Annotated in this window: 6 protein-coding genes; all 6 read left to right on the top strand. The window is 41.4% G+C overall.

From position 1 onward, the window contains the following. Window positions 1-157: 157 nt before the first annotated feature. The 6 genes from JZO70_RS06155 to JZO70_RS06130 all read left to right on the top strand — a co-directional run bounded on the left by JZO70_RS06155 (window position 158) and on the right by JZO70_RS06130 (window position 5,945). Window positions 158-952 (top strand): formate/nitrite transporter family protein, encoded by a 795-nt coding sequence (locus JZO70_RS06155; RefSeq protein ID WP_207672669.1) that lies wholly within the window; start codon window positions 158-160, stop codon window positions 950-952. 124 nt (window positions 953-1,076) lie between these two features. Further along, the gene (gene iolB / locus JZO70_RS06150) at window positions 1,077-1,901 is read left to right on the top strand and encodes a 5-deoxy-glucuronate isomerase (protein ID WP_207672668.1); all 825 of its coding nucleotides are present in this window, start codon (window positions 1,077-1,079) and stop codon (window positions 1,899-1,901) included. Between the two features lie 26 nt (window positions 1,902-1,927). Further along, on the top strand, window positions 1,928-2,782 hold the full coding sequence (gene fba / locus JZO70_RS06145; RefSeq protein WP_207672667.1) for a class II fructose-1,6-bisphosphate aldolase: 855 nt from the start codon (window positions 1,928-1,930) through the stop codon (window positions 2,780-2,782). Window positions 2,783-2,870: 88 nt separating this feature from the next. Continuing rightward, entirely contained in the window at window positions 2,871-4,211 is a 1,341-nt protein-coding gene (locus JZO70_RS06140; protein WP_207672666.1) for an MATE family efflux transporter, read from the top strand. A gap of 263 nt (window positions 4,212-4,474) precedes the next feature. After that, on the top strand, window positions 4,475-4,804 hold the full coding sequence (locus JZO70_RS06135; protein WP_207672665.1) for a winged helix-turn-helix transcriptional regulator: 330 nt from the start codon (window positions 4,475-4,477) through the stop codon (window positions 4,802-4,804). Between the two features lie 493 nt (window positions 4,805-5,297). Next, the gene (locus tag JZO70_RS06130; protein ID WP_207672664.1) at window positions 5,298-5,945 is read left to right on the top strand and encodes a GntR family transcriptional regulator; all 648 of its coding nucleotides are present in this window, start codon (window positions 5,298-5,300) and stop codon (window positions 5,943-5,945) included. Window positions 5,946-6,000 lie beyond the last annotated feature (55 nt).

Here is a 6,000-nt window from a genome sequence, read left to right as displayed (position 1 = left end):
ACTTATTACCACTAGACTTTTCCTTCTCTTTATAGTAACGATACTAGCATATTTTTTGAAGTTAATCAATAATTAACCAAAGTGGATACAGAGTGGACAAAATAATGGTAGTTTTGTCGGATATTGAAAATAAATTTTAGTGAGCAGGAGGAATGTTGTGAATTCGAATTCGATGCTGATGCAAACCATCGATGCTTCGATCCAAAAGAAGCTGGATTTGTTTGACCATTTTAAATTACGTTATATTTTTCGGGCGATAATGGCCTGTATGTTTTTGGCATTAGGCACAGCGGTGGCTTTTGCGATAGCGATCAAGGGGGAAGAAATTGCCCCTGGTTTAGGGAAAATTTTGTATTCCTTTATGTTCAGCTGGGCGCTGGTGATGATTGTTTATATGAACGCAGAGCTGGGGACATCCAATATGATGTACCTGACCGTCGGGGTTTATCAGAAACGGCTGAAGGTAATCAAAGCTCTGAAAATATTAGGACTTTGTATTTTCTTCAATTTAGTCGGTGGTGTGTTGGTGGGCTTCTTGTTGGCTCAAACCGGGGCCTTTCAAGGGTTGCCGGCGGACAGCTATCTGTTTGAATCGATTGCCGGAAAGCTGGACAAGGGGACGGTACAGATCGTGATTGAAGGTGTTTTTGCCAATATTGTCGTCAATACTGCCGTTTTAATCAGCATGCGCATGAAGGATGATGCTGGGAAAGTGATAACGATTGTTTTTGTCATTTTTATTTTTGCCTTTTTAGGCTATGAGCACGTGATTGCCAACTTTCCAGCTTTTTCTTTAGCGTATTTTGCTTCCGGCGGGATGGAGGCCTTTACTGTGAGTGCTGTTACTCATAATTTATTTTTCGCCTTGATTGGTAATTATATAGGCGGCGGATTGGTGATGGGACTGGGTTACGCCTGGGCCAATAATGCAGCCACCAGTTATTTAGACTGAAGTTACGCTTAAATCCAGAATATATCCAAAAAATATACAAAAAGTAACCATAAACGATTGACAAAACCAGATATATTAGGTAGTGTTGGTAGTATCTAAAAGAAGTATGAAAGGAGCTTTATGCATGTCTAAATCATTAAAACATACACCGCAAGCAGTCGAATTAGCTCAAGGAGTGACTCAGCTGCAAAATATTCGCCAAGAAAATTCGGGGTTGACCTACATTGAATTTCAAGTGCTGGAATTTGAAAAGGGTGCCAATTATCAGGAACAGCTGGGCAAACAAGAAGCTTGTGTAGTTGCTTTGACCGGTAAAATTACGGTTGTGGTTGAAGGAGAAGCTTATCAAAACCTGGGAACAAGAGAATCAGTTTTTGAAAAAATTCCAACGGATAGTGTTTACATTTCCAATGATCGCCAGTTCAGTATTACCGCTGAAACCGATAATGTGCGGGTAGCGCTTTGCTATTCGCCTTCCGAAAACCAGTTACCAACCAAGGTAATCAAGGCAGCGGATAATTCTACGGAACAACGGGGCAAATACCAAAACAAACGCTTGGTTCACAATATTTTACCGGATGATGTTGATACGGCTAACAGCTTGCTCGTGGTGGAGGTTTATACTGAAGGTGGGAATTTCTCCAGCTATCCACCCCATAAGCATGACCAGGACGATTTGCCAAATGAGTCCTTCTTGGAGGAAACCTATTATCATGAAATGAATCCATCACAAGGATTTGTCTTCCAACGGGTGTACACCGAGGATCGTTCATTGGACGAAACCATGTCAGTAGAAAATAAAAATGTGGTCGTTGTGCCAAAAGGTTACCATCCTGTAGGGGTGCCAGACGGCTATACTTCCTACTATTTAAATGTCATGGCGGGACCAACTCGTGTTTGGCAGTTCCATAATGAAAAAGCCCATGAATGGATTTTAGACCGTAAGTAAAATTTGCTTAAAGAGAGGCGTAAAAAATGAAATTTGTAACTTTGAATGATGTGCTGCCTAAAGCTCGAGCAGAGGGTTACGCAGTCGGCCACTTCAATCTCAATGGAATTCCCTGGGTGAAGGCGATTCTATCGGCAGCCGAAGAAGCAAAGTCCCCCGTGATTATCGCTTCTTCTGATCGCATGGTGGATTTCCTGGGGGGCTTCAAGACGATTGCTGATTTAGTCAGCAACATTGGCGATGAGCTGGAGATCACAGTTCCTGTCGTGATGCATTTGGATCACGGGCAAACCATTTCTCGCTGTTTTGCGGCGATTGATGCAGGTTACAGCTCGGTGATGTATGACGGCAGCCACGATCCGATTGATAAAAATATCGCAGATACGAAACGTGTGGTAGAGCATGCACATAAAAACGGTGTGACTGTCGAAGCAGAGATTGGCACAGTTGGCGGAAATGAAGACGGTTTAGTCAGTGGAATTAATTATGCGGATTTCAACGAATCAGTTCGGCTGGTGGAAGAATCCGGGGTTGATGCCTTAGCGGCTGCGCTTGGTTCGGTTCATGGAAAATACGTAGGCGAACCAAAGCTTGGCTTTAAGGAAATGGAAGCTATCGCAGCGGCCATCGAAGTTCCGTTAGTCCTGCATGGAGCCAGCGGCATTCCTTTAGACCAATTGAAAAAAGCCATCAGCAAGGGACATGCCAAGGTCAATATCAATACTGAAATGAATATGGCCTGGATCGAAGCCGTTCGTCAAAGTATGGCGCAATTTCCCGATTCCCACGAACCAAGACAATTGATCGAACCCGGTGAACAAGCCATCAGTCAAGTGGTCAAAAACAAGATGGAAGAGTTTGGGTCCATCGGAAAAGCATAAAACACACAGCTGCTGGCGAATCAATCGCCGGCAGCTCTTTTAATCGTGGCGGCGAAAATGCTATACTCGATAAAAAAGGGAGGGGCTTATGAAATTCTCTAAACGTTTTTTCTCCTTATATATACTATTTGTGCTGCAAAATGTGGTGACCTTGAGTGTTAACCTCACCGATAATATGATGATTGGCGCCTATAGTGAAATCGCGCTATCTGGGGTTGCGGCGATTAATCAGGTGCAGTTTTTCTACCAGCAAATTCTAAACGCCTTAAGTGAAGGCGTGGTGATGATCAGCAGTCAATATTGGGGAACCGGCCGCATTGAACCGATAAAAAAAGTAGTGGCGATTGCGATTAAGATCACACTAGGGGTTGCGTTGCTGCTGTTCACGGCGGTTTCGTTGTTTCCTGAGCAGGTGATGCGGATTTTTACCACTTCGCCAGCGATTATTAATCAAGGGATTGACTATTTAATGATTGTCCGCTTCTCTTATTTCTTTTTGGCGATTACCATGATTTTATTGGCTTCTTTAAGGAGTGTCGAAATTGTCAAAATCGGCTTTCAGTTATCAATTATCGCCTTCTTTTTAAATATCTGCATTAACTACACGCTGATTTTTGGGAAATTTGGTGCGCCGGAAATGGGTGCCCAGGGGGCTGCAGTGGGAACGCTGATTGCCCGCATTGTGGAATTGCTATTATTAATTATTTATTTGAAATTGCGGGATAAAACGCTGCAAAGCAAATTGAAGGATTATTTGACCTTTGATTCGGTGCTGAGAAAGGATTATTTCCGTCTAGTTGTGCCAATGGTGGGTATTTCGGGACTGTGGGGCTTGAGTACTGGACTGCAAACTTCGATCTTAGGCTATATGAGTTCGGCGGCGATTGCGGCCAATAGTGTGGCTTCGGTTTTGTTTTTGCTAGTGAAAGGTGGAGCAGTAGGGGCGGCGTCGGCCGGGGCAATTATTATCGGGAAAGAAATCGGCAGCGGGAATTTAGAACAGGTAATTGCCTATTCCAAAAAGCTGCAGAAAATGTTTTTTGCGATTGGTGTGGTTGGTGGCATCGTGCTGTTTTTCATTCGGATTCCGATTTTGGGTCTTTATGATCTGTCGCCGGAAACGCAGGAGATGGCCAATCAGTTTTTGATTATTTTGAGTGTGATTTATGTGGGGATGGGCTATCAGATGCCCACCAGCGAAGGAATTATTCGCGGCGGCGGCAATCCGATGTTTATTATTAAGATGAACCTGATATGCAGTTGGATGATTGTTATTCCCCTGTCTTATATGCTGGCCTTTTATTTTAAAGCTTCTCCAGCAGTGGTTGTGTTTGCTTTGAATTCCGACCAGCTCTTCAAATGTGTGCCGGTCTTTTTAAAGGCCAATTTTGGCAAGTGGATCTACAAGCTGACCCGGGAGGAGGCGTGATGCAGCTCTCTATTTATACTGAGGTGTTACTACCAAATCTTTAGAAACGTTCAGCAGTGCATTTGTTGTTTCATCGGTCAATTCTGGAATGATCAGTAAAGATGGTTATGAATCCAAAAACAATCCCCAATCGCGCTAAACATAATCGAAAAAACAAGACCTTTGTCGTCATCGGAAAATCTTTTAACCTGATTGTATTCCACCCCAAAACTTGCTATCATAAACTAAGTTACATACTTTTTGAAACCTAGGGAGTGGAGTAAATGCTGACGAAAGAAGAACTACCGTTTTGCCCAGTGGCTACGACGGTGGATTTGATTGGCAACAAATGGAAATTGTTGATTATGCGGGAATTGTTGAAGGGAACACAACGGTTTAATATGATTCATAAGGCAGTGGATGGTATTAGTCAAAAGGTGTTAACCGAAAATTTGCGTAAGATGGAAAAAGACGGAATTGTTGTCCGCAAAGCCTATGCGGAGGTTCCACCGCGGGTAGAGTACTCCTTGAGTGAAGTCGGGGAATCATTACGCCCGATTATCGACTCAATGAGTGAATGGGGCACCGCCTATATCAAAGAAAATATGATGTAAAAATGGCTCTGAAGGTTAGCGGCATGCCAACCTTTAGGGCCAAGTTTTTAGTCATTCATCACAACCACTTTACCGAAGCTGCGGCTGCTTTCTAAAAAATAAAGAAAGTAGAAGTTATTCACAATCAGAAAAATGATTAAATTAATATTGAGGATGTCTAACTTCACAAACTAGTTTAGTCTTAATACTCAAAAGCTATGAGAGTTTGCTCAGCCTTTCTTAGTATCCGGGGGCTTTTTAGATCGGTACTCTTCATTTTTTACATCAATACTGGCCTCTTAGAATAGAAAAGTACCGGCTGTTTTAGCATGATTTTTGTTTCATAACTAAGTGGCGGTGCTAATACTATTTATTTGATCAGAATTTTTTTTGAAATATGTGGTAAAATTTAACTCAAATAGATTATAGTATAATTGTGTAACTAAAGCGTGAGTTAAGGGTGGCAAAGTCGAAATAAAATATTTTGTGAAAGAACGATAAATGGGGTGAAATTATGCGTGAAAGCAAAACCACTACAATATTGAACCAACTAAAAAAAGACATAAATGAGGGTGTGTACAGCCCGAATGAAAAATTAATAGAAAATGACCTAGCGAATCGATTCGAGACTAGTAGAAACACGATCAGAAATGTGCTTTCTTTATTGGAAAAGGACAATTTGGTTTCTATTGTGCCTCACAAAGGTGCAAAGGTCACGGCACTAAATACTAAGGATATCATTAACTTGTTGGAAGTCAGAGCTGAGCTTGAGGGGTATGTTTTTCAAAAAGTTACTCCGCTTTTAAGTGACGATGAGATTAAAAAGATGAGTGAGATATATAAGCAAATGGTCGAAAATATTGAAGAAAATAATTTACAAAATCATTCTGGTTTAAATCAAAGTTTTCACGAAGTAGTTTATAGTAAATGCGATAATACTGTGGCTATTGGCATTATAAGAGATTTGAAAAACCAACTATCAAAATACAACTTTAAAACAATATTGATTCCTGGACGAAAAGAAGCTACGTTAATCGAGCATAAAAACTTATTGGAAGCAGTCAAATCTAGAGATGGAGCACTTGCTTCTCAAAGAGCTAAGGAACACATCTTCAGTGTTAGAGATACACTTCTAGACTATAACGATTATTTAAATCATTAAAGTACCGACTCAACCATGAATAATACAGACTTTGGAGGAAGACATTTCAATCTTG

The organism is Candidatus Enterococcus moelleringii (genome assembly GCF_017377575.1).
GTDB classification, from domain to species: domain Bacteria; phylum Bacillota; class Bacilli; order Lactobacillales; family Enterococcaceae; genus Enterococcus_A; species Enterococcus_A moelleringii.
Note: the sequence above shows the minus strand (reverse complement) of the source record. Positions and strands in the feature narration are given on the sequence as shown.

Bases quoted from the DNA above. Each gene is read 5' to 3' on its own strand.
- JZO70_RS06135 (WP_207672665.1), top strand. From the start codon at position 4,475: ATGCTGACGAAAGAAGAACTACCGTTTTGCCCAGTGGCTACGACGGTG.
- JZO70_RS06130 (WP_207672664.1), top strand. From the start codon at position 5,298: ATGCGTGAAAGCAAAACCACTACAATATTGAACCAACTAAAAAAAGAC.
- JZO70_RS06140 (WP_207672666.1), top strand. From the start codon at position 2,871: ATGAAATTCTCTAAACGTTTTTTCTCCTTATATATACTATTTGTGCTG.
- fba (WP_207672667.1), top strand. From the start codon at position 1,928: ATGAAATTTGTAACTTTGAATGATGTGCTGCCTAAAGCTCGAGCAGAG.
- iolB (WP_207672668.1), top strand. From the start codon at position 1,077: ATGTCTAAATCATTAAAACATACACCGCAAGCAGTCGAATTAGCTCAA.